The following is a 22,695-nucleotide window of genomic DNA, read 5'->3' as shown; positions in this document are numbered from 1 at the left end:
GGTATGTGTGGCTTGATGTCATGTTGTAAGCGGTATAAGTAAAAAGCGGCCTGTAAACAAGTTACAGGCCGCTTATGGTTTGCGTCATGTTGTTAAGCTTTAAGTACTGGCATCTTAATCACGGTGGGCCAAGGTATTGCCATCGCGGCGGTGCAATTGGCGGAACACCAAACTGGATAAGATGGTGAGCACACCTATGGTGATGAAGGTGTATTGAAAGGCCAATTGGGTGTTTTGGTGGGTAATGGCGTCGTTTTGCTGGTAAAAGCGCAAAATCAGTGAGCCCAAGGCGATGCCGAAACCCATGGCCAATTGTTGATTCACCGCCATCAAGCTGTTGCCACTGGTGTTTTGGTACGGGCGCAAATCGGCGAGGGTGATGGTGTTCATCGAGGTGAATTGGATGGAATTACAGCCGCCCAAGATGAAGAAATGCAATACCAGCAACCATTTTGGGCTGTCGGGGCCATGCAAGGCAATGCTCAACATCAATACGCCGACCAAGACGGTATTGGCCAACAGAATCTTGCGGTAGCCAAAGGTTTGCAACAGTTTTTGCATCAACGGTTTGGTCAACATCGCTGCCAAAGCCATCGGTGCGATGATCCAGCCGGCTTCGCTGGGCGAGTAACCAAACGACACTTGCAATAACAGCGGCAACAATAAGGGAATGGAGCTGATGCCCAAGCGTGACAGCAAATTGCCGTTCAGGCCGACACGGAAGGTGCGCACCGACAACAGGCTCAACGGGTAAATGGCATTGTTGTGGGTTTTGGCATAGCGGTAATAGCCGAACAATAAGGCTGTGCCAGTCGCCAAGGTCAACAAGGCAAAGGCGAGCGCATTGTTATTGCTGCCCAAAAATTCCAAGCCTATGGTAAGAAAGAAGGCCGCACCGCCAAACAACAAGATGCCAGGCATGTCGATGTGGGTGTCTTGCTCGGTGTAATTGGGCATGTAGCGCCAACCGGCCAAGAAGCACAGCAAGCCCACCGGCAAGTTGATTAAGAAAATCCAATGCCACGACACCCATTCCACCACATAGCCACCGACCAACGGCCCCATAATCGGCGCCATCAAGGCCGGCATGATGGCGAAATTCAATACCCGCAGCAATTCCGACTTTTCATACGATTTGATTAAGGCCAAGCGCGCCACTGGCGTGAGCAAGGCGCCACCTATGCCTTGGACGATGCGCGAAAACACCAGCATCGGCAGCGTCGGCGAGACCGCACACAATAAGGAACCAAAGCTGAACAAACCGATGGCGGCCAAAAACACTTTTTGGGTACCAAAACGGCCACTCAAATAGCCGCTGATGGGAATGAGCAAGGCCAGCGTCAGCGCGTACGACACAATCACCGATTGCATGTTCAAAGGCGAGACGTTTAAGTCGGCCGCCATCGCCGGCAAGGCGGTATTCAGGACGGTGGTGTCCAGCATTTGCATGAAGATGGCCATGGCCAATAAAAACGGCAAATAGCGGCGAAAATTCTGAGGAAGTTGCTTGGGCAGGGGCGCCGGAAGTTGAGCATTCATAAGGTGCCTGCGATGTGGATAAGTTACAAAACCACATTCTAGCGTTAAGCAAAAACAAGATAAAGTTATCTTGCAGTATAACTGTTTTGTTAAATGATAAAGTTTTAACTTAAGCGATTGACAGGCAGTATTTTTACAAGCAATGTATCGGTTTTTACGGGTGAAAATACACCTGTTTTTTGTGCATATCGCATACGACGACGCAAAGGAGCAACATACATGTTTGATTTTGCCAAAGAGCAAACACCATTACGCAATAACATCACCGATTTGTACCGCGTTGATGAGGCCACGGCCATCAATGCCTTGGCCAGCCAATTGGATTTAAGCCAACAATCGACGCAGATTGAGGATTGGGCACGCCAATTGATTGCACAAGTGCGCTCCAAACGCCAAAAAATGGCCGGCGTCGATGCCTTGATGCACGAATTCAGCTTATCGAGTGAAGAAGGTGTGGCCTTGATGTGTTTGGCAGAAGCCTTGTTGCGAGTGCCGGACAAGCAAACCCAAACCTTGCTCATTCGTGACAAATTGTCACGCGGCGATTGGAAGAGCCATGTCGGACAAGGCTCTTCTTTGTTTGTGAATGCAGCAGCATGGGGTTTGTTGCTCACGGGTAAATTGTCACAACCAGCCAACGACCAAAGCCTGAGCAGCGCGCTTAATCGCATGCTCAGCAAAGGCGGCGAACCGATGATACGCAAAGGCATGGACTACGCCATGCGCATGTTGGGTCAACAATTTGTCACCGGTCAAACCATAGAAGAAGCATTGAAAAACGGCCATGAGCGCGAAGGCCGTGGCTACCGCTTCTCGTTTGACATGTTGGGCGAAGCGGCATTAACGCAATTGGACGCCGAGCGTTATTACCAAGACTACATCAATGCCATCCACGCCATCGGTCGCGACAGCAAAGGCCGCGATGTCTACGACAGCAATGGCATTTCGGTGAAATTGTCAGCGCTACACCCGCGCTACAACCGCAACCAACACGAACGGGTGATGAATGAGTTATTGCCCAAGGTCAAATACCTGTATTTGCTCGCCAAAGAATACGACATCGGCCTGAACATCGATGCCGAAGAAGCCAACCGCTTGGAATTGTCGTTGGATTTGCTCGAAGCGATTGCCCAAGACGAAGATTTGGCCGGCTTCAAAGGCATCGGTTTTGTGGTACAAGCCTACCAAAAACGCTGCCCAGCAGTGTTGGATTTCATCATTGATTTGGCGCGCCGCACCAACCATCGCTTTATGATCCGTTTGGTGAAGGGTGCGTATTGGGACAGCGAAATCAAGATTGCCCAAGTCGATGGCTTAGAAGGCTATCCGGTGTACACGCGCAAAGTGCATACTGATGTGGCGTATTTGGCTTGCGCACAAAAATTATTGGCCGCGACCGACGTAATCTTCCCGCAATTCGCCTCGCACAATGCCTATACCGTGGCCGCGATACGTGCCTTGGGTGGTGACAAAGACTTTGAATTCCAATGTTTGCACGGCATGGGCGAAACCCTGTACGACCAAGTGGTGGGTGAGAGCAATTGGCAGCGCCGTGTGCGCATCTACGCACCGGTGGGCACGCACGAAACCTTGCTGGCTTATTTGGTGCGCCGTTTGTTGGAAAACGGTGCCAACTCTTCGTTTGTGAACCAAATCGTCGATGAAAACATCGACATCGATTCCTTGGTGCAAAACCCATTAAAACAATTGGCCATTACCGGCGGCCAACCGCACCCAGCGATACCATTGCCGCAGAATTTGTATGGGCAAAGCCGTGCCAATTCACAAGGCATAGACTTGAGCAATGAATACCGTTTGCAAGCTTTACAGGCCGAGTTAAACCAAGCCGGTGCGAAGCAATACCGCGCTGAGTCTTTGACGGCGGCCGAGATTGCCCAACAAGCAGTACACCCAGTGAAAAACCCCGCCAATTTAAGCGAGCAAATCGGTGAGGTGGCGTATGCCGCTGCCAGCAGCGTACCGGCGATTATCGATGCCGCCTTAGACGCACAAGGCGCGTGGCAGCAAAAATCGGCAGCCGAACGCGCCGCCATCTTGCGCAAAACCGCCGATTTGATGGAAGCGCAGCAAGCGACGCTGTTGTATTTGGCGATTAAAGAAGCGGGCAAAACCCTGACCAATGCCGTCGGTGAGATTCGTGAGGCGGTGGATTTCTGCCGTTATTACGCGCAGCAAATCGAGGAGTTCGTGCCTAACCATGCCGCCGCACGCGGCGTGATTGTCGCCATCAGCCCGTGGAATTTCCCATTGGCGATTTTTGTCGGTCAAATCGTCGCTGCCTTGGCTGCAGGCAATGCGGTGGTGGCCAAACCGGCAGAACAAACCTCGTTGATGGCACACGCGGCGGTGCAACTGATGTTGGAGGCAGGCGTGCCTGTGGGCGCGGTGCAATTGATTTTGGGCGAGGGCGACATCGGTGCGGCTTTGACCGCCGATGAGCGCATTGCCGGCGTGTTGTTCACCGGTTCAACTGAGGTGGCACAATTGATTAACCGCACCTTGTCCAAACGTGCCGACATGCCGCTATTGCTGGCTGAAACCGGTGGCCAAAATGCGATGATTGTCGACAGTACCGCCTTGCCTGAGCAAGTGGTGCAAGACGTGTTGTTGTCGGCGTTTGATTCGGCCGGTCAGCGCTGCTCGGCCTTGCGCGTGTTGTGTGTGCAAGACGACATCGCCGACCGTGTAATCGAAATGCTCAAAGGCGGCCTGAAAGAGTTGAACATCGGTCGTCCACACCAATTGGATGTGGATGTGGGCCCAGTAATCGATGCCGAAGCGCAGCAACGTTTGTTGGGCTATATCGAGCGCAAACGCTCGGTCGCCACCAAGGTGACGCAATTGGACATTCCGGCTGACATTAACGACGGTGGCACGTATGTGGCGCCGACGATTTTGGAATTGAAAGACTTGGGCGATTTGACCCAAGAGGTGTTTGGCCCTGTGTTGCACGTGGTGCGTTTTAAAGCCGGCGAATTGGACCAATTGATTACCCACATCAATGCGCAAGACTATGCTTTGACCCACGGGATACACAGCCGCATCGACGGCCAAATTGAGTACATCGCCAGCCGCATCGAAGCGGGCAATGTGTATGTGAACCGTAATATCGTTGGCGCTGTGGTTGGCGTGCAACCGTTTGGCGGCCATCACCAATCGGGCACCGGCCCGAAAGCAGGCGGTCCGTTCTATTTGCAACGCATGACCACGCTCAATCCATGGCGCTTGCCGCAAGGCAGCGAAGTGGGTCAGCCGAATGTGGACACACAAGCCTTGGCGCGCAGCCTCAACATCAGCAGCGACGAGAACTTGGCTTGGCAAGCACACGTGACTTGCTTGCTCAACAGTGTGCCGAACAGCAATGGCGTGTTATTGACTGGCCCAACCGGCGAAGCCAACAGCTTGAATTGGCATTTGCCACGCAGCGTGTTGATTGCGGGTGGTGATGAGCTCAGCGTTGCCGCCTTGGCCGCGGTGTTGAAAGCCTTGAAAGTGGCGGTGCACTTGAGCCCGAACCATGCTGCCAGCGCGCGCTTGGAAGCGATAGGCGTGCGCGCCTTGACCGAGGCGCAATTGCAAACCGTGCCTTTGGAAGTGTGCGTGAGCTTGGGCGCGTGTGATGCTGGCCTCAAATCCAGCTTGGCCACGCGCAAAGGCACTTTGGTGAAATTGGTGGACTTGAGTGCCGGTTTAGATTTGGCGCCGCTGTTGCACGAAATCAGCCGCAGCACCAATACTGCCGCCGCCGGTGGCAATGCCGCCTTGATGACCTTGCAGCAGTAATGCTGGCGTAAGCCACACACAAGCGGCCTGTAAATCTTTAGGGGGTTTACAGGCCGCTTTTTATGGCTGTGTCGCAGGTATGGAATCAGATGGAGCGTGTTGCTGGCAAACAAACTGAGGTGGTGCAAGCATGGGCTGTCATGGGTTTACAGCCAGGTTGCCAAGCAGTTTGAGTGGTGTGAGATGAAGATTGAAATCAACTTATCACAGCCTATACAGACTTACAGGCCGCTTGATGCTTGGAAACACATTGTATGAGTTGAACATATTGAATAAGCAACAAGCTGTGTGGTGTTAAATCAGGGTGGGCATAGGATATATCCTCTTTATGGCGTAAAGAGGTTTGTATGCAATGCTCTCGCAGAGCACTGGCGATACATCGGTTTTAAATCTAAAAAGCGGCCTGTAAATCGCATAACAAGGTTTTACAGGCCGCTTTTACTGTGATTGCTAATGCAGATATATGGATTGAGCTAAGTCCTTGTTGAGCCGCAGATTTAGATGGCAGTGGCTTGATGGCGTCAAGAGGTTTGTGTGCAATGTTTTCGCAGAGCACTGGTGACATCGGTTTTAAATTCAAAAGCGGCCTGTAAACCCCATAACAAGGTTTACAGGCCGCTTTATTACCAAATGACTGCTTCAGTCACTTAACGCCCAGCATAAGCCTCGGCAAAAATGGCCATCACTTCATCGTGGGTCGGCTGTATTGGGTTGGTCAAGCCGCACACATCTTTCATCGCATTGTCGGCCAATACCGCAAAATCGCTTTGTTTCACACCGAGTTCTTGCAAGGATTTCGGGATGGCAACGATGTCGGCGAGTTTCTTAATTGCGTCTATCACATTCAAGCCTGCCAAATCGGCATTGTTGGCGCCCAAGATGGCACCGACCTCATCCAAACGCTGTTTGGCGACGCGGTAATTGAATTGCTCCACATGGGGCAACAACAAGGCATTGCACACGCCGTGCGGCAAATTGTAGAAACCGCCCAACTGGTGCGCCATCGCGTGCACATAGCCCAATGAGGCATTGTTAAACGCCATGCCGGCCATGAATTGTGCATACGCCATTTGCAAACGCGCTTCGGCGTTTTGCGGCTCGTACACCGCCGTGGGCAAGAATTCGGCGATTAAGGCGATGGCTTTCACCGCCACGGCATCGGTAATCGGCGTGGCGCTGGTCGACACATAGGCTTCAACCGCATGCGTGAGCGCATCCATGCCGGTGGCGGCAGTGAGCGCGGCGGGCATGGCGTACATCAATTCGGCATCGTTGACCGACAACATCGGCGTGACGTGGTCGTCGACGATGGCCATTTTCACATGGCGGCTTTCATCGGTGATGATGGTAAAGCGTGTCATTTCTGAGGCGGTGCCGGCGGTGGTGTTGATGGCAATCAGCGGCAATTGTGGTTTGGCCGAGCGGTTAACGCCTTCGTAGTCTTCAATCTTGCCGCCATTGCTTGCCAATAAGGCAATGCCTTTGGCGCAATCGTGTGGTGAACCGCCGCCCAAAGAAATCACCACATCGGCGCCCACTTGCTGCAATTGCGCCAAACCGGCGTTGACATTGGCAACAGTGGGATTGGGTTGCACACCGGCAAACACGCTGACTTGCACGCCACGCGCGCGGATTAAATCGGCCACGGTTTGCGCCACACCCAATTGTTCTAAGGCCGCATCGGTGACTATCAGCGCGTGTTTGAAACCAAAACTGGCGATTTTGTCACAGGCCATGGCCAAAGCGCCGGCGCCGATGATGTTGCGTGAGGGCATGAAAAATTCTGAAATCACGGTGTGTCTCCTTAAGGTTTAGCACAAGGGAAACGAACATCATGGCAGCTTAGCAGGCAGGGCATCTTATGCTGGGTCAAACGATGTGTTGCTGGGATGCAATGATTCCATACGGATAATTGGGTGCCAAACATTGCTGAAAGCTTGAGGAATATCAAGTATCTCTCGAATAATAGAGTTTTGGCTTAGTATTCGATTGTTAATTATACTCAAATAGAGCACAATTTAAGTGCAGCGTGATGTGTGTAAGCGCAGCGATGCCTTCCAAAGCCTCCCATATTGGCTAATAAACTTGGGGAGTTTGGTCAACTACACAGTTCGACTGCATCCGCATTCAGTTTGATTAAACAGTGTGTGTTTTGATTAAAGTCAATGCCGATGCCATGTGTGCTTCAAGTGTGGAAGCGCACAAAGACCTCTAAATACCTGTTGCGTTTGCAGCAGGTATTTTCTTTTGTGGGCGCTCAGCATCAACTGTCGCGCAGCTGATGTGCGTCAGTACCAGCGTCGTGATTAGGGTTTAAGCTGCGCTCATTTGGTGTCAGTCACCCCAACTGCAGGAGGAACGCATGGACGAACAAGAATTCAAATTGTATGAACTGTATTTGCGCATCCAAACATTGGAAAGCTCTGTGGCGGCAGTGTTTGCGCTGTTAGCACAGCAACACTCGGACAGTGCGGCGGCAGTGGTGCAGGCCTTGGACACGATTCAAGACAGCACCGCGAGAACTTTGGCACATTTGCAAGACTTGGATTTCAGTGCCGAACAAATCCAGCGCTTACAGGCTGCTGCCTTGGGCATACAAGACTCATACGAGGCGATGCTGGCACAGACAGCAACCGACAGTGTTTAACATGGGGTAACAACGCATATGCACTGCGACAGATTCAATAAGCGGCCTGTAAGGTTTACAGGCCGCTTATTTTGTGGGGGGGTGTCCGCTTTTAAACCAGAGTGAGAGTAATTAAAAATGGCCTGAAATCCTTAACTGTCTTGGATTTCGGCCATTTTATTTCGTGTTGTTACACGCATTGCCTTTTGAACCAAAATAGGCAAATATTGATAATATTCTGGAAAATAATGAGCAGGTTTTAAACTAAAGTGGGCAGATTTTAATCAGGTTTAAACAGGTGTTAAAAGGCATTTAAACTTGTCGGCCAAACCAAACCACTCTGCCAATAATTTTTACGTCAGAATCTGTTTCAAGTAGATTCACTTCAAACGTCTCGTAAGCAGGGTTAGCTGAGCTAACCAATAAGCGTCCGTTAGGCAGTTGTTGGGTTTGTTTCACAATTAAGTTTTCACCTATTCTGAGGACGTATAAACCGTCGTCCGGTGTATCCAAATAGTGGTTAACCAAAATCACATCACGTTCATTTAAAACGCCATCCATGCTGTCACCCTTAACATCAATAACTGACAGCTCTTTGGGGCAGGCTCTTAAGTATTGTTCAATCCACTTACGGCGAAAAGCCATTGTAAACATTGGCTTTTCCGCATCATTAAAATGTCCACCGCCAGCAGCAGCATGAATGTTGTAGCGAGGGATAAATACAAATTCATTTATATCCACTTCATAACCTAATGTGTCATAAACCATAGGAGTATGAGGGGAGTTATCATTATTTACTTGCAACTGACTATGTTGTGCATCTGGAAATGGCTCACCTTCTCCAGTCATCAGCCAGTTCCAGTCACATTTTTTTAAGGTTTTAATCCTAATTAATGTCTCTGCTTTTGGCATCGTATCTTTTTCAAGAATTCTCAGCACTCCACTAATAGTCAAACCTATATCTTTAGCGATTTGAGCTGGTTTTGTGTCTTGCCATAGGAATAAGAGTCGCGATTTAAAGCTATTTTCCATATATCAGCCCATAAATTCTTTTGTTTAGAAGCCACATCGTTACTAAACAAAAAACTAAACAAAAGAGTTTGTTTTTTGTTTAGTAAATTTACTTAAAAGATTCAACATCTTGCAAATCAACTGCACAAAAAAGAAACTTTAACTTAACAAAAGATTTGCATTGTACTTTTTTGTTTAGTAATATCCCCTACAGATAACCCGTCAAGATAACCCACACAGGTGAATTACTATGCAAAAAAAATCAGCCTCTATTGTGTTAGCCGATTGGCACCCAGCCGATATTAAGGCTGAGTTAAATAAAAAAGGTTTAACGCTACGTGCTTTGTCTCTTGCAAACAATATGCATCAAGACTCATTAAAAACAGCTTTACGAACTCCCTATCCAAAAGGTGAACACATTATTGCTGCTGCACTTGGACATGAGCCTGAAGAGATTTGGCCTAGCCGTTACGCAAAACGTATGTTTAAGGCAGTCATTCCACCTCAAGCAATCAATGCCTGAATGATAGTGGATTTACTAAACAAATGCACATAAAACGATTCGCACACTAAGGTTTTGATGATGAGAAATGGCAAACGAATTTCGCAAAAGCATAAAGCAACGTCGCTTGATCATGCGATTGAGTTAACAGAAGAGTATGCAGAACAGTATCGCATGCCCTCCAAACGCGTCGCTGAACTGATGGGTGTTGAATATAAAACGTATCGCCGTTGGATGTTGGAAGGCACGTTGCCTTTAAACCGTCTGGTAACACTTGAGCACATTGTTGGTGCGCAGTTTATCAGTGAATACCTATGTGTGTTTCAAGGCAACAAAGTGGTGATTGACATTGCACGAGGCAAAAAAAGTGATGTGGTGGATATAGCGGAATTACAGGCACAAATTGCTCAAGCAACGGCATGTTTGGCTCAGTTTTACGCGGGTAAAGCCAGTGCTGACGACACCATTGCAGAGCTTACAGCCAGCATCACAGCTTTAGCCTACCAACGTGAGAATGTGCGCAAAGTTGAAACCCCGGAATTGTTGTTAGGTGAATGCGATGAATAGCAAGTTTTCCTCCGCTGAGTTAGCCGAAATGAACTTACTGAACATGCCAAAAAGTAAGCAAGCTATTGAATATATTGCGAAGCGTGATGGTTGGCAATATGAGTATGTGCTTGGTTTGGGGCGTGGAGGTAAGAAAAAAGTATTTTTGTTAAATGGTTTACCAATGGAATTACAGGATGCCATTAAGCAAAAACAACTTGATGACCTCATGCAAAAAAGCCAACCAGTGTCATTACCAAGTGTTGTTAAGAAAAAGAAGCTACCCGCTAAAACTAAAAAGCTTCCAGTAGGCAAAAAATCACAGCAGTTGGCTTTGGCCATAGATGAAGCCAACGGCTTAAACGATAAACAACGCGATATTGCTCATGCTCGCATGGCCATCGTGGCCGAGGTCAACAAAATGCACCAAGTGGGCGGCTTACCGCTTAAAGAGGCTGCATTTTACGTGACCGAGCAAATCAAAACCGGTGTTGCACCTGAATCCTTGATGTACATGGTTGAAGTGGCCAATGCCCGAGGCAACAAAAAGCGCACAGTAAGTTTTAGCAGTTTGTATCAGTGGACTTTGAAGTTTCGTGAGGCAAAAACACCCAATGAGCGGTTGCTGGCCTTGGCTCCAAAGTTAAGCAGTGTTGAAAAACCGTTAATTGAATATGAATGGCTACCTGAATTTATGCCCATTTGGGCCGATGCAAATAACCCTCCTTTAACACATGTTTATAAGAGCTTTGAAAAAGTGTGGGCCCAAAAAGGATTTGATATGGCACAGCTTCCATCATTTCACACTGTTGAAAGAGTAGTACAAAAAATGCCGTTAATCATGCGTGAGCGTGGCCGTAAAACTGGTGGTGCTTACAAAGCCATATTGCCCTACGTTAAACGTGATTGGTTGATCTTTGAGCCAAATGACATATGGGTGGGTGATGGCCATGGTTTTAAAGCCAAGGTGGCACACCCGATACACGGCCAGCCGTTTCAGCCAGAGATTACCGCCATCATCGACACTGCCACACGCTTTGTTGTTGGTTGGACCGTGAGTTTATCAGAAAGCACAGTTGCCCATGCTGATGCGCTGCGAGTGGCCATGAGCTTTAACGACCCTCCGCTGATGTATTACACCGATAACGGTAGTGGCCCCACAGGCAAGATGGTTGATGCAGACATCACGGGTATTTTGCCACGCTTGGGAATTGAACACCCAACAGGCTTGCCAGGCAACCCGCAAGGACGCGGCATTATTGAGCGCTTATGGGAAACCGTAACGATACCTTTGGCACGCACCTACGCCACTTATGTGGGCAATGATGCTGACAACTCAACCAAAACCATGACATTGCGCAAAGTAAACAGCGCCATGAATGCAGAAAACAAGAAAAAGGAATTAAACACAGAGCAACGGCGCAACCGCGCTAAGTTACCAAAATTTGAACAGTTCATGGTCGATTTGGCTAAGGCTTTTGATGATTACAACAACCGCCATGAGCACAGTGAATTGATGAAGGCCAGTAATAAACAGTATGGAACACCATCGGCATATCGAGCAGCGCGGTTGAAAGAGCTAGGCAAGACCGTGGTGCCATTGAGCCAAGATGAATTGGACATGATGTTTCGGCCAGAAGAAATTCGCACCGCCAATCGCGGACAAGTTGAGCTATTCAATAATATTTATTTTAGTCAGGCATTGGCTGAATTTAGCGGTGGGAAAGTCCGCGTTGGCTATGACTTGCACAACCCCGAAATGGTTTTAATCAAGCGCATGGATGGTCAGTTTATTTGCAAAGCTTTATGGGATGGAAACAAGGTGGCTGCTTTCCCTGTTTCTGTAATTGATCAACAACGTAAGAAGCGTGTTGAAGGCATCACCAAGCGAAAACAGGATGCCATTGCTATTGCTCAAGCCGAGCTATATCCAACAATCGAACACCAACCCGACTTTGGTTTGTTGCTGGCTAATGGTGCCAATGAAGTAGAAACAGTATCGGTTCAAAAGCCACCGCTTTTTATGTTTGAAAGTGACCGTGAAGCTTGGGAAATCGAACAGCGTAATAAATCGAAATAACACTTACTCAGGAAAATACAAATGAAACGTACCAATAAAAACCTTACTGACGGCACCCAAGTGGAAAGCGTTCGACTTGAATTAAAGAACTATATGGATGAGCACGGTATTTCTCGAGTGACCGTGGCGCGCGGCATCGGTAAAACCCATCCTTTGGTAAGCCAATTTTTAAACAATAAATATCCTGGTGATGTGGCGGAAGTGGCCCGTTTGATTGAGAGCTGGTTAGTCAAACAACATGAAAAAGCGGCCAGTAAAAAAGTTGTAATCAATTATGTTCAAACATCAGTGGCCAAGAAAGTGCGTGAAATTTTGCGTATCGCGCACATTGAAGCTGAAACCGTGGCTTTGATTGGCCAAGCTGGACTGGGTAAATCTACTGCGTTGAAAGCCTATTTAAATGAAAACCCAGACGCCATTTTAATCGATACCGACCCAACTTTTACCGCAAAAGTGATGATGCAGACTTTGGCTACATCTATTGGTGAGGATACACACCTCTCACTTCATGATTTGAATGAAAACATCATCAATCGTTTGAAGGGCTCTGGCCGCATTATTTTGGTGGATGAAGCAGAAAACTTACCCCTGCGTGCATTGGAGTGTTTGCGCCGTGTACATGATAAGGCTGGTGTGGGTTTGGTCTTGGCAGGTATGCCACGCTTGATGGTTAACTTGCGCGGTAAAAATGGCGAATTGAAACAGCTTTACAGCCGTGTCGCATTCAAGCTGGACATGGGCGAAGTCATACCTGATAGCGACTTGCGCATGATTGTTGATCAGACATTGCCAGGCATTGAAGAGGATGTTGCTTTGGAGTTTATCGCCGCAGCCGATGGTAATACTCGTAAATTATCCAAATTGATAGGCGGTGTTACCCGTTTGGCAAGAATTAACGATAACGCTGAAATTAGCACAGAAATGGTGCGCCAGTATAAAGAGATGTTGATCCACTGATAAGGGGCTGCAAATGAAAGCACTGATTGCAAAGTTATTGGCCAATGTTTGCCAACGTCAAATTCGCTACAACCAAAACCAATGGCAACTGATTGATGTGGCTCTTTCTTATGAGATGCGCAACATGCCAGTTTATATGGTGCAAGAGCGTGTGGCCACGCGTCAAAACGCTTTGGAAATGCAACGCTTACACACACAAAAACGCGTGGACTGGAGCAACCGCCTGAACCGAATCCAGCAATGGGCGAAGGGGTAAAACAACTATGAAATTCATACGTACTTTATGGTTTTACTTTTGTTTGCTCGTGATTTCATCGCCTTTTTTGCTGTGTTTTGTTTGGTTGGTTTTGGTGCTTAAGGAGTTGTTATGAAATGCATAGATAGAAGTCACCCTAAGTTTTTCAGTTTGTTGGCGGACATAGTAGAAGTAATGAAAAACAAAGGGATAGCGATAAGCGATGAAGAAGCTTTTATGAACACCGTTGAAGCAATTGAAAATGAACATGATGGGGTGAAACTGCGCTTTTTTGATGGGATTGAAGTGGCAAAACAAAGTAATGCTGAACAATCCAAGGTCACCATCACGCTTCAAGGACAAATAAATGAAAGAGCTTAAATTTACCTCATCAATGCAAGTGGCCATTTTGTTTGGCAAGAAGCAACAAACACGCTGCATTGTGAAGCCATTAAATGGTGGCGAAATCCTTGGTCATGGTGGTGTTGGCCTAGCTATGGAATTGGCTGGAAAGGAAGTGGATGAAGATGGCGAAACCACTTCTATGGTTAACACCGTGCCTTGTCCTTATGGCCAAGTGGGTGATGTGTTAAATGCACCGCAATTTCCTTGCTTGAGTTTGAAAATCACAGAAATTCGTGTTGAACGTCTGCAAAAAATCACGGAACAGGATTGTTTAAAAGAAGGTATTGGAAGTCCAATTCTACGCCAATGCTATCGGCCTGAGTTTATCGCCTTATGGAATGCGATTTATGGCTATCAGGCGTGGGATGTCAATCCGTTTGTGTGGGTAATCAGCTTTGAACGCTGTACTGACAATGAAAATGGTGAATGCAATGGATAAAAAAACGGCTTTAGCAAAAATCAAGAAATGCTTGGCGCTGGCCAAGTCAGCCAATGAGCATGAAGCGGCTCAAGCATTGAAGCAAGCACAAGCCTTGATGCGTGAATTTGAAGTAACTGAGCAAGATGTTGAATGGTCGCAAGTGAACGAAGCCTCACAACCGTACACCAGCCGCTGTGCGGTGTGGCAAGTCGGTTTGGTCAATATGTGCGCTAAGGCTTTCGGCTGCAATCATTTTAGCTGCACAAAATGGGACAACGGCCAATATAAAACCCGCATCAACTTTGTCGGCATTGGAGCACGTCCAGAGTTGGCCGCTTACGCTTATGAGGTGTTGTTGCGCCAAGTACGCAAAGCACGGTCTGAGTATCGCAAAACAGCACTGAACCGTTTACGTAATACCAAAACCATCAGCTACCGCTTGGATGCTTTTAGTGTTGGTTGGGTACGCAGTGTGCGTGATTTGGTGACTACATTTGCCAGTTCACCAACGGAACAAGCTATTTTGAACGGGTATATGAAGAAAAATTATCCTGATTTGATTGAGCAAGAAGTGAAACCTAAAGCAGCAAATCAAGCTTTGAAAACAGCAGCAAATATGGACTATTTACACGGGCAAAAGGCAGGTGAAAGCGCACAGCTTAACCATGCAATGGGCCATTCACCAAAACAACTGGGAGTAAATCATGGGTAATCAGGCTTTAAAAGACAAAATTTTAGAATTGTTGGGGCAAGGCCCACTCAGCGTTACTCAACTTGCTGGAAAGCTCATTTGTGCCAATCAGAAGGTGATGGAGGCTGTTGATGAGTTGGATGAGTATGGCTTGATTGTGTCTTCAGTTGAACACGGCTCAGTCTTGTATGCCCTTGTGAATGCTGCCGATGCAGAGCGGCCTGTAAGGTTGGATACCCAAGAAATTGTTGTAACCCGTAAAACAAAGGCTGATGACAAGCAGCTTGGAAGCAACAGCACAATAAGCAGCACCAAGCAAAAAATACTTGTTCTGCTGAGAGAGTCCCCCGATGGCACTTTGACCCGCGGGCATTTGATGACAGGTTTGAAAACAACACCTACCCATGAAATAGACAACGCTTTACCGAAACTCAAATCAGACAATGCGGTGCATTCTGTGTCTCGTGGTGTGATTCGTTTGGGTCCAATGCCAATTGAAGAAGCTACAGATGCCATTGAAAAGATTGTAACGCAAGCCATACCAGAGCAAACGATTGCGACTGAGGTTAATGCAGAAGCCGAACCAGTAGAGGCTATTCAGGCGACACAGGCAAAAGCCATGGAGGTTGAAACACAAGATGTGTGGGCATCAAACGCTGCGCCTTTAATGAGTGTTGTAGGCACGATAGAAGCCCCTGGATTTAATGAAATGAAGCTTGGCATATTTGACGACGGCTCGCTGTTGTTGAAATTTTCTAGCGGTATGAATTTAACGCTAACGCCCGATGAAGCACTGCGTGTATGTAAGTTTTGGAATCAATTTTATGGGAGCAAACAAGCATGAAAACAAGATACCCACGCTGTGAGGCTGAAAACAGCTTAGACGCAATTTTAAGTAACGAGGCAGCCAATGCCGCCTGAACATGATGGCCGCTCAGCCTTAACCCAAGCGATACAAACCCTCAAACAAAAGGACTGATTATGTTAATGAAAGCCAAACAACCCAAGAAAACCCGCAGTAGAACCGAAGCAGCTCCATCAATCACCCAAACGCGTGAAGAAGTGATTGCCAACATTAAACGCATTGGCGATTTACAGCGTGAACGTGAACGTGTGCAAACAAGCATGAATGACGCTGTTGCCCAACTGCAAGAACGTGCGGCCGAAGAAATTGCCCCGTTTGATGCTGAAATTGAAGAACTTCAAGCCAGCATTTTGATGTACTGCACCACCAACCGCGATGTGTTGACTGATGGCGGCAAAGTGAAATTTGCTGACCTGATCACTGGCAAAGTCTTGTGGCGTAACAATCCGCCCAAGGTGCAAATCCGTGGCAACGATGCAGTGTTGGCCTTGTTGGAGCAGGATGAAAAGTATGAGCGCTTTGTGCGTACCAAACGCGAAGTGAACAAAGAAGCGGTTTTGAATGAACCAGACTTTTTTGCAGGTAACCCAGTGCCAGGCTTGAGCATCGTGCAAGGCAAAGAGTTTTTTGTGATTGAACCCTACAACCAAGAATTGCCAGGAGTTTAAACATGAGCAAAGTAACGATAGTGATAGAAGACGGTGACGCAGGAGTCATGATTGGGGTCGTTGGTGATAAAGAATTCACCATGGGTGTCACAAAAGACAACACCTTGGCTGAAAATTTGGCTGTAGTTGCAACTAAATCTATGGAAGCAAATGCTGAAATTTGGGGATGCACACTTCGCGGCTCTTCAAATGTTTTGCGTCACTGAGTGAGGTGCATAAATGACCAATTATGTAACCCGTATTTACAGCGATGAGCATCCAGATTTTGACAAGCTCTCAATTCTCACTGCTGAAAAAGGTTTGGTTGCAGGCTCTTTTACCAACATGCTTCAGGACTGTATTGAATTAGAAGCCAAGGTTGAAGAATTAGAGCAAGAAATTGAACGATTAAGTTAATTAACCCGTGCGGCGCGGAACGCCGCTTTTAAACCACTTTTAAATAGGATTTAAACCATGAATAAAACCGAATTGATTGCAGCCATGGCCCAAGAAGCAGGCATTAGCAAAACCGAAGCAGAACGTGTGTTGAATGCCTTCACCACCACAGTGCAAAGCAGTTTAAAAGCGGGTGCGGATGTGGCAATTTCAGGCTTTGGCACGTTTGCGATCAGTGAGAGCGCCGAGCGCCAAGGCCGCAATCCTAAAACTGGTGAGAGCATCACCATTGCCGCGGCCAAAAAGCCTAAATTCAAGGCTGCTAAGGCATTGAAAGACACTGTTAACAGTTAAAACCCAAATCCTAAGCGGTTGGCAACAGCCGTTTAGTGTGTGAGTTTTATGAGTACAGGAGGAGATTATGGAAAACCGTCGCAAAAAGTTGATTGCCAAAATCAAAATTGCTCAACAACAGCTTGGCTTGGATGACGATACCTACCGTGACATGCTTGAAGGTACAGTCGGTAAACGCTCTGCTGCCCAAATGACCGACAAAGAATTAACTGTTGTCATTGAAGTGATGAAAAGCAAAGGCTTTCAAGATCGAGCCAGTGACCATGAGGCAGACAAGCCAGATGTGACGGAGGCTAAAAAGGCATTGGTGGGTAAGATTGAAGCTTTGCTGGCAGATGGTAACAAGCCATGGCGTTATGCCGAGGCTATGGCTGAACGGATGTTTAACCGTAAACGCATTCAATGGCTGAGTACAGACCAACTGCATCGCTTGGTCGCTGCCTTACAAATCAATGCCAATCGCGCAAAGGAAAAATCATGAACGAATTGCTGGATAAGGATGACTTTTTGGGCTTAGCGCATTTGTTACCAGAAGGCGCAAAAGAATTGGTCCGCTTGATTGGGTTTGAACCCACATTTTTGTTGATTAAACACCACGGTGGCACCCATTTCCCCGTCGGTCAAAACTACAATAAACATGGCAAAGCCTTATTTGCCGCACTGGCCGAGGTTATAGGTGAAGCCAATGCAGAAAAAATCACTCTGACCTTTGCCACAAAACGCCATTTCTTTGTGCCAAAATGCCAAACCCTAATGACGGAATTACGCCGTCGCAAAGTTAGAGCCGAATTTGATGAACTCTCCAAAGACCGGCCTGCCTATATTGCAGTGAAAGAATTGGCCAGAAAGTATGACTTAGTCGAATCCACCATTTGGTACATTTTGAAAACCATTGATGTTGAAACCATCGCAGACATCAGCCAAATGGATTTATTTTCCAAATAATTGCAGCCCCCAAGTTTAAACAGCTTGGGGGTTTTCTTGTACTCTCATTCGGTAAGACACCCCCAAACCATCACCTAACCATAATGAAACCCTATACAGATTAATTTGATATTCAATTTAACAAAGGGTTTTTATGGGCAACATCATCACCATCACAGCAGGCCACAGCAATACTGACCCTGGAGCCTGCAATGGCTTGCACAGGGAGGCGGACAAGGCGCAAGACATGCGCAATATCGTGGCCTATTACCTGAAACAAGCTGACGTGGAGTTTCGTGTCGATGGCGAAGGCAAAGGCAATTTGCCATTGAGTAAAGCCATTGACTTAATCAAAGGCAGCAAGTTAGCAGTCGAATTCCATTGCAATGCCTCTTCTAACAAAACTGCCCGAGGCGTTGAAGCCTTATCTCAACTCAAAGACAAGTCAATAAGCCAAAAACTGTGCAAAGCCGTTGCCGATGTGATGGGCATCCCTTTACGCGGTGATCGCGGCTGGAAGCCTGAAAATTCAGGCCAACACCATCGACTTGGTTATGTGGCTCAGGGTGGCATTGTTTTGGAATTGTTTTTCATCAGCAACGATGCTGAATTGGCCATTTGGGAAGAGCGAAAATGGTTGATTGGCAAGGCTGTGGCTGGCGTATTGATTGAGGTTGCCAATGGCTAGAAAACGCAACCGCTATTTGTTGGTGGGCTTGCTTCATGTGATTGCAAAAAGCCTACGTGATGCCAGTTTACCCCTCCAAAATCTGACCCATGGTTATTTCGCTGGCTATGTCACACCTGAGCGAGTGAATCGCAATAGTGGTGTGGCCAAGGCCAAGCGCGCTAAAAGAAAGGCCAAGCAATGAAAAATCCAATCGCTTCACCTTGGGTAAAGTCTTTTGTTAAAGCCTTGGCTGGCAATGAAGTCACTGGAGCCCCATCGCATACCAAAATTTGGGCCAGTGTTGCCTGTGCCACTGCTACTTGGAAGTTTATTCACATCCCTGAGCCGTCGGTAGATATTTGGATGGCTTATTTGGGTTTGGTCGGCGGGTATGCATTGGGGCGTCGTTGGATTGCTGCCAAGCAAGATGTGGAAACCAAAAAAATTGAAGGTACCAACAATGAAGAATAAGAAACCAACCAGCTTTCGCTTATTACGCTTATTGTTTAAGCGCCTGCAAGCAATCAATACCAGCCTTTTAGATAAGGCCGACATAAGCGCTAAAACAATTGATTTTGTCTTGAGTTTGCATGATGTGGTGTGTAGACGAGACCCAGAAGCACAGGTGCTGGTTAACCATAACTTGGATTTTGTAATTGTCACCGGCTGCCCATTGCCTTTATTGCGTGAAGACATTGCAGACATGGGCTGCTATCTCATCAAAGCCGAAACCAATACAAAAGTATGGGTGATGGATTTGGATGAATGCCCCAATGGTGGCCATCGCCGCATTATCCAACTGACTCAAGCGGAGGCATAAAGATGTTGACCAAAATTTGGCAAAGACTTTTAGGAATGCTTCCTGGCTTGTTTTTTTGTGTGATGTTCTTTGGCTCATATCTGCTTGGTTTTTCCAGTGGTGTGAACAAAATGCAAGAAGAAGTGGTGCAGTTGAAGCTTGACCATGCAGAAGCAAAGAACACAGCCAATGAGCTGCTTGTGAAACAGCTTACTCAATCTCAAAGTGAAATGGCCAAACTGCAAACCAAAGCCCAGCAAACCAGTAAAGCATTGGCCGAAGCCAATCAAACCATACAGCGCCAAGCCGCTGAAACCAAGAAAGGGATTCAAGATGCGATTGCAAAAGATAAAAGTGCTGCTGATGGTAAGTGTATCGACGGCTTCGGCGCTCACGGCTTGCGGCAATACAACCAAGCCTTTGGATACACCCATTAAGGTGGTTGAAAAGGCAGTGATGCCATCGGTGCCAGGTGAATTGATGGTGCAACCATTGCGCCCCAATGCCCCTAGCCAAGGCACCACCCAAGCTTTATTGGAACATGCGGTTGAATTTGGTGCCTATGTGGGCCAATTAGAAAACCAAAACCATGCTTGACGTTTATGGGCAACGGGAGGCACACCATGACCATCGAATTTGCTTTCAATATTTTGATGTCAATTGTCGCTGCTGCGATTGGTTTAATTGTTCGACGTTTGTTTACACAGGTTGATGACATGCAAAAACTCACCCAACAAATGCGTGTTGATTACCAAAGCCGTGAACAGGCTCTTTTAGAAAACCAAACCATCACCAAGGCATTGGACCGTATCGAGCAAAAACTTGAGCGTGTCAATGACAAATTAGACCGGAAGGCAGACAAATGAACGATAACAAAGAAGTCATGGCCATGTTGCAGCAAATCAGCAGCAAGTTAGACATTGTGGATGGCAAAGTAGATGAAATCCAGCGCGAAGCGGTCAAAGCCGGTGCAAAAGCCGGTGCTTTAACAGGTGCCGCTGCTGGCGGTGTGGCAGGTGCTCTGTCCAGTGGTTTGGTTTCAACTGGCATGTCTTTTATCAAAGCTCACTTGGGATTTTGATATGGCGTATCCGCAAGAAACGCGTGACAAGTTACGCAAGGCTTTTGTCTTTGACCAACTTTCCTTAGAAATTGCCGCTTTACAAGTGGGTATAGGCTTTGGGACAGCCCGACGTTGGAAGGCAGACGCCAAAGCCAATGGTGACGATTGGGACAAGGTTAAAGCCGCACATGTATTGGCAGGTGAAAGCACTGAAGACCTTGGCCGTGCCATATTGAGTGCCTTGCTATTGCAATACAACTCAACCATGCAAGAAATGCAAACCGCTCAAATGTCTGCGGAAAACAAAGCCAGTGTGTTATCTAGCCTGGCCGATTCATTCAATAAAGCTATCTCAGCGAGTAAGAAAATCCTACCTGAAACCCAAGAGGCGGCTGTGGCCATACGTACCGTGCGTTTAATGGCTGAGTTTATTGGTGACAAATACCCAGAATTAATGGGTGATTTTGCGATGATGTTTGACGATTTTCAGGCCATTATTGAACGGGAGTTTTAACCATGGCCAGAAGTCCATCGCCAAAACTGAGTAAAGACGAATTACGCCAACAAATGTTGGCCATTCGTGCTGACATCATCCGCAAGATGGAAGCGGTTGAAGTCGGCCTGTCCGATAAGCCAGACGACATCAAAACCCGCCGTGCAAAGGTGTTTGTTGGGGATGAAGCTGGTTTCCGTTTCTTTGCCAAAACCTATTTCCCGCATTACTTCCCTGATGACACGGAGTCAGCATTCCATAAATGGGCTTATAAAACCTTACCCGAAGTAGAAAAAGAAGCCGAGTCCATATCGTTGGTTGTGGCGGCTCCCCGTGGTGAAGCCAAAACCACATTGATAGCCCAAATCAAAACCTTGTATGACGAAGTGCGCAACGTCAAACACAATAATGTGATTGTGTCTGATACCGAAGAACAAGCGGATGGCATTATCGAAGGCATTAAGACCGAATTGGAGACCAACACTGCATTGGCCTTGGACTATCCAGAAGTGTGCGGTAAAGGCGCGATATGGCGCATTGGTGAGGTACGCACACGCCAAGGCAACAAGATTAAAGCCTATGGCCAAGGTCAAAAAATCCGTGGTGCCAAGAATGGTGCCAACCGTCCTGATGTGGTTTACCTCGATGACTTGGAGAACGATGACCACGTTAAAAATGAGCGTTTGCGCAAGAAGTTGAAAGACTGGATTGCCCGCGTGATTCAGCCACTGGGCGGTGCGGGCAATAAGTGCGACATTTTCTATGTCGGCACGGTTTTGCACATTGACAGTGTGCTGGCTCAGACGCTTAAAAACCCATTTTGGCGCAGCAGTCTGTTCTCTTCTATTCTCAAGTGGCCAGATCGGATGGATTTGTGGGATGAATGGGAAAACATTTATCGCACCGAAGGTGAAGAGCCGGCGAAGGCTTTCTATGCCACCCATGAAGCCGAAATGCTTGCAGGCAGCGAAGTAAGTTGGTCGAAGCGGCCTTTGCTTGTGTTGATGAAAATCCGCGCACGTGATGGCGTGGATGTCTTTAACACTGAGTATCAAAACAAGCCTGGCAATCCAGATGAGGCCATTTTCTCTGAATACATTGATGGTTCATATTATGCAGCCATGCCATTGGATGTGGTGTATTACGGCGCGGTTGACCCTTCACTGGGCAAGAAAGGCAAAGGCCGTGACCCTTCTGCCATCCTGGTCGGAGGCTATCAAAAGAAAACAGGCATTTTGTTTGTAGAAGAAGCCAGGATTAAAAAGCGGGTGCCAAGCCTGATCATTCAAGAAGTTATCGAGTTGCAAAAGCAATATGGCTGTCAGGTATGGGTAATTGAAACGGTCCAGTTTCAAGAGTTTTTTAAGGATGAATTGGTAAAAGAGTCTGCCAAGTTGGGCATACACGTGCCAGCGCGTGGTGTTACACCTTCGGTCGAAAAAGAGTTGCGCATTGAAAGCATACAACCGCACTTTGCCAATGGGTTTGTCAAACTCAGCCAAAGCCACCAAACACTGATCAGTCAATTGCGTGAATGGCCAAACCATGAGCACGACGATGGCCCTGACGCATTACAAATGCTGTGGATGGCTGCAACCACTGGGGCCAATCGGAAGCCCACCAAAGTCATACACATCCCAACACCGCAATTGCCACGATTTTAAAGG

30 protein-coding genes are annotated in these 22,695 nt (G+C 47.4%); 27 read left to right on the top strand and 3 right to left on the bottom strand.

Annotation, left to right across the window (positions count from 1 at the left end; all coding sequences use genetic code 11):
* Positions 1-114: 114 nt before the first annotated feature.
* A complete protein-coding gene (locus tag BN3003_RS04370; protein WP_058305523.1) occupies positions 115-1,539 on the bottom strand; it encodes a DHA2 family efflux MFS transporter permease subunit in 1,425 nt (474 codons plus the stop codon).
* Between the two features lie 219 nt (positions 1,540-1,758).
* Between BN3003_RS04370 and putA the strand changes: the two genes are divergently transcribed.
* A complete protein-coding gene (gene putA, locus BN3003_RS04365) occupies positions 1,759-5,343 on the top strand; it encodes a bifunctional proline dehydrogenase/L-glutamate gamma-semialdehyde dehydrogenase PutA (protein WP_058305522.1) in 3,585 nt (1,194 codons plus the stop codon).
* Positions 5,344-5,990: 647 nt separating this feature from the next.
* Here the strand turns inward: putA and BN3003_RS04360 are convergent.
* Positions 5,991-7,136 (bottom strand): iron-containing alcohol dehydrogenase, encoded by a 1,146-nt coding sequence (locus BN3003_RS04360; RefSeq protein ID WP_058305521.1) that lies wholly within the window; start codon positions 7,134-7,136, stop codon positions 5,991-5,993.
* Between the two features lie 569 nt (positions 7,137-7,705).
* Between BN3003_RS04360 and BN3003_RS04355 the strand changes: the two genes are divergently transcribed.
* Positions 7,706-7,990, top strand: coding sequence for a hypothetical protein (locus tag BN3003_RS04355; protein WP_058305520.1), 285 nt, complete (start codon positions 7,706-7,708; stop codon positions 7,988-7,990).
* Between the two features lie 291 nt (positions 7,991-8,281).
* Here BN3003_RS04355 and BN3003_RS04350 read toward each other — a convergent pair whose 3' ends face one another.
* On the bottom strand, positions 8,282-9,001 hold the full coding sequence (locus tag BN3003_RS04350; protein ID WP_058305519.1) for a S24 family peptidase: 720 nt from the start codon (positions 8,999-9,001) through the stop codon (positions 8,282-8,284).
* 229 nt (positions 9,002-9,230) lie between these two features.
* Here BN3003_RS04350 and BN3003_RS04345 point away from each other — a divergent pair, with 229 nt between their 5' ends.
* From BN3003_RS04345 to terL, 25 genes are all read left to right on the top strand, one after another.
* Positions 9,231-9,503, top strand: coding sequence for a helix-turn-helix domain-containing protein (locus BN3003_RS04345; protein ID WP_058305518.1), 273 nt, complete (start codon positions 9,231-9,233; stop codon positions 9,501-9,503).
* 57 nt (positions 9,504-9,560) lie between these two features.
* Complete coding sequence (locus tag BN3003_RS04340; RefSeq protein ID WP_234333020.1) at positions 9,561-10,049, top strand: hypothetical protein; 489 nt, start codon at positions 9,561-9,563, stop codon at positions 10,047-10,049.
* Positions 10,042-12,108 carry a Mu transposase C-terminal domain-containing protein gene (locus BN3003_RS04335; protein ID WP_082625540.1) on the top strand — a complete coding sequence of 689 codons (2,067 nt, stop codon included), beginning with the start codon at positions 10,042-10,044 and terminating at the stop codon, positions 12,106-12,108. Before BN3003_RS04340 ends, BN3003_RS04335 begins: the two co-directional genes overlap by 8 nt.
* 21 nt (positions 12,109-12,129) lie before the next feature.
* Positions 12,130-13,065 carry an AAA family ATPase gene (locus BN3003_RS04330; protein ID WP_082625539.1) on the top strand — a complete coding sequence of 312 codons (936 nt, stop codon included), beginning with the start codon at positions 12,130-12,132 and terminating at the stop codon, positions 13,063-13,065.
* 13 nt (positions 13,066-13,078) lie between these two features.
* On the top strand, positions 13,079-13,321 hold the full coding sequence (locus BN3003_RS04325; RefSeq protein WP_058305514.1) for a hypothetical protein: 243 nt from the start codon (positions 13,079-13,081) through the stop codon (positions 13,319-13,321).
* A gap of 111 nt (positions 13,322-13,432) precedes the next feature.
* Positions 13,433-13,681, top strand: a complete 249-nt coding sequence (locus BN3003_RS04320) for a hypothetical protein (protein ID WP_058305513.1) — start codon at positions 13,433-13,435, stop codon at positions 13,679-13,681.
* The gene (locus BN3003_RS04315; RefSeq protein WP_058305512.1) at positions 13,668-14,144 is read left to right on the top strand and encodes an ASCH domain-containing protein; all 477 of its coding nucleotides are present in this window, start codon (positions 13,668-13,670) and stop codon (positions 14,142-14,144) included. Before BN3003_RS04320 ends, BN3003_RS04315 begins: the two co-directional genes overlap by 14 nt.
* Complete coding sequence (locus BN3003_RS04310) at positions 14,137-14,838, top strand: DUF7168 domain-containing protein (protein WP_159061385.1); 702 nt, start codon at positions 14,137-14,139, stop codon at positions 14,836-14,838. The genes BN3003_RS04315 and BN3003_RS04310 overlap by 8 nt, the downstream gene beginning before the upstream one ends.
* Entirely contained in the window at positions 14,831-15,661 is an 831-nt protein-coding gene (locus tag BN3003_RS04305) for a helix-turn-helix domain-containing protein (RefSeq protein ID WP_058305510.1), read from the top strand. The genes BN3003_RS04310 and BN3003_RS04305 overlap by 8 nt, the downstream gene beginning before the upstream one ends.
* Before the next feature lie 137 nt (positions 15,662-15,798).
* Entirely contained in the window at positions 15,799-16,350 is a 552-nt protein-coding gene (locus BN3003_RS04300) for a host-nuclease inhibitor Gam family protein (protein ID WP_234333019.1), read from the top strand.
* 2 nt (positions 16,351-16,352) lie between these two features.
* Complete coding sequence (locus BN3003_RS04295) at positions 16,353-16,556, top strand: hypothetical protein (RefSeq protein WP_058305509.1); 204 nt, start codon at positions 16,353-16,355, stop codon at positions 16,554-16,556.
* Between the two features lie 13 nt (positions 16,557-16,569).
* Positions 16,570-16,746: a hypothetical protein gene (locus tag BN3003_RS18760; RefSeq protein ID WP_159061383.1), complete on the top strand. Its 177-nt coding sequence runs from the start codon at positions 16,570-16,572 to the stop codon at positions 16,744-16,746.
* 57 nt (positions 16,747-16,803) lie between these two features.
* Positions 16,804-17,079, top strand: coding sequence for an HU family DNA-binding protein (locus tag BN3003_RS04290; RefSeq protein WP_058305508.1), 276 nt, complete (start codon positions 16,804-16,806; stop codon positions 17,077-17,079).
* Positions 17,080-17,146: 67 nt separating this feature from the next.
* Positions 17,147-17,560, top strand: a complete 414-nt coding sequence (locus BN3003_RS04285) for a gp16 family protein (protein WP_058305507.1) — start codon at positions 17,147-17,149, stop codon at positions 17,558-17,560.
* Positions 17,557-18,024, top strand: coding sequence for a Mor transcription activator family protein (locus BN3003_RS04280; protein WP_058305506.1), 468 nt, complete (start codon positions 17,557-17,559; stop codon positions 18,022-18,024). Before BN3003_RS04285 ends, BN3003_RS04280 begins: the two co-directional genes overlap by 4 nt.
* 133 nt (positions 18,025-18,157) lie before the next feature.
* Complete coding sequence (locus BN3003_RS04275; protein ID WP_058305505.1) at positions 18,158-18,691, top strand: N-acetylmuramoyl-L-alanine amidase; 534 nt, start codon at positions 18,158-18,160, stop codon at positions 18,689-18,691.
* The gene (locus tag BN3003_RS04270; protein WP_058305504.1) at positions 18,684-18,875 is read left to right on the top strand and encodes a hypothetical protein; all 192 of its coding nucleotides are present in this window, start codon (positions 18,684-18,686) and stop codon (positions 18,873-18,875) included. The genes BN3003_RS04275 and BN3003_RS04270 overlap by 8 nt, the downstream gene beginning before the upstream one ends.
* On the top strand, positions 18,872-19,144 hold the full coding sequence (locus tag BN3003_RS04265) for a hypothetical protein (protein WP_234333018.1): 273 nt from the start codon (positions 18,872-18,874) through the stop codon (positions 19,142-19,144). The genes BN3003_RS04270 and BN3003_RS04265 overlap by 4 nt, the downstream gene beginning before the upstream one ends.
* Positions 19,101-19,493 (top strand): hypothetical protein, encoded by a 393-nt coding sequence (locus BN3003_RS04260; protein WP_147645329.1) that lies wholly within the window; start codon positions 19,101-19,103, stop codon positions 19,491-19,493. The genes BN3003_RS04265 and BN3003_RS04260 overlap by 44 nt, the downstream gene beginning before the upstream one ends.
* 2 nt (positions 19,494-19,495) lie before the next feature.
* Positions 19,496-19,909 carry a hypothetical protein gene (locus BN3003_RS04255; protein WP_058305502.1) on the top strand — a complete coding sequence of 138 codons (414 nt, stop codon included), beginning with the start codon at positions 19,496-19,498 and terminating at the stop codon, positions 19,907-19,909.
* A gap of 19 nt (positions 19,910-19,928) precedes the next feature.
* Positions 19,929-20,069, top strand: a complete 141-nt coding sequence (locus tag BN3003_RS18950; RefSeq protein ID WP_187119844.1) for a hypothetical protein — start codon at positions 19,929-19,931, stop codon at positions 20,067-20,069.
* Positions 20,070-20,095: 26 nt separating this feature from the next.
* Complete coding sequence (locus BN3003_RS04250) at positions 20,096-20,338, top strand: hypothetical protein (RefSeq protein ID WP_058305501.1); 243 nt, start codon at positions 20,096-20,098, stop codon at positions 20,336-20,338.
* The gene (locus BN3003_RS04245) at positions 20,335-20,553 is read left to right on the top strand and encodes a hypothetical protein (RefSeq protein WP_058305500.1); all 219 of its coding nucleotides are present in this window, start codon (positions 20,335-20,337) and stop codon (positions 20,551-20,553) included. Before BN3003_RS04250 ends, BN3003_RS04245 begins: the two co-directional genes overlap by 4 nt.
* A gap of 1 nt (position 20,554) precedes the next feature.
* Positions 20,555-21,049: a DUF1804 family protein gene (locus BN3003_RS04240; RefSeq protein WP_058305499.1), complete on the top strand. Its 495-nt coding sequence runs from the start codon at positions 20,555-20,557 to the stop codon at positions 21,047-21,049.
* 2 nt (positions 21,050-21,051) lie between these two features.
* Positions 21,052-22,692 carry a phage terminase large subunit gene (terL, locus tag BN3003_RS04235; protein WP_234333016.1) on the top strand — a complete coding sequence of 547 codons (1,641 nt, stop codon included), beginning with the start codon at positions 21,052-21,054 and terminating at the stop codon, positions 22,690-22,692.
* The last annotated feature ends 3 nt before the right edge of the window (positions 22,693-22,695 follow it).

The sequence above is a fragment of the Vitreoscilla massiliensis genome (genome assembly GCF_001457815.1).
GTDB classification, from domain to species: domain Bacteria; phylum Pseudomonadota; class Gammaproteobacteria; order Burkholderiales; family Neisseriaceae; genus Vitreoscilla; species Vitreoscilla massiliensis.
The sequence above is the reverse complement of the archived record's forward strand: the minus strand, read 5'-3'. Positions and strand labels throughout refer to the sequence as shown.